Genomic DNA, 514 nt, shown 5'->3' on the forward strand with positions numbered 1-514 from the left:
GCACCTCGGTGTCACCGAGGCCGGACCGGCCTTCCAGGGCACGATCAAGTCCGCGACGGCGTTCGGTGCGCTGCTGAGCCAGGGCATCGGTGACACCATCCGCGTGTCGCTCTCCGCCCCGCCGGTGGAGGAGGTCAAGGTCGGCATCCAGATCCTGGAGTCCCTCAACCTCAAGCCGCGCCGCCTTGAGATCGTCTCCTGCCCGAGCTGCGGCCGCGCCCAGGTGGACGTGTACACGCTGGCTGAGCAGGTGACCGCGGGTCTGGACGGCCTGGAGGTCCCGCTGCGCGTCGCCGTCATGGGATGCGTCGTCAACGGTCCCGGCGAGGCCCGCGAGGCCGACCTCGGTGTGGCGTCCGGCAACGGCAAGGGTCAGATCTTCGTGAAGGGCGAGGTCATCAAGACCGTGCCCGAGTCGCAGATCGTGGAGACCCTGATCGAGGAGGCCATGCGCATCGCGGAGAGCATGGAGCCGGTCGAGGGCGCTGAGCCGACGGTCACGGCTGGCTGAGAC

The 514-nt window shown here is 69.3% G+C and carries 1 protein-coding gene; it reads left to right on the forward strand.

Annotated features, from left to right (window positions below; genetic code table 11):
- Positions 1-511, forward strand: a 511-nt coding sequence (locus ACI379_RS17265; protein ID WP_439793376.1) for a flavodoxin-dependent (E)-4-hydroxy-3-methylbut-2-enyl-diphosphate synthase, incomplete at its 5' end; no start/stop codon positions are given.
- Positions 512-514 lie beyond the last annotated feature (3 nt).

The organism is Nocardioides sp. (assembly GCF_051876515.1).
Classification (GTDB): domain Bacteria; phylum Actinomycetota; class Actinomycetes; order Propionibacteriales; family Nocardioidaceae; genus Nocardioides.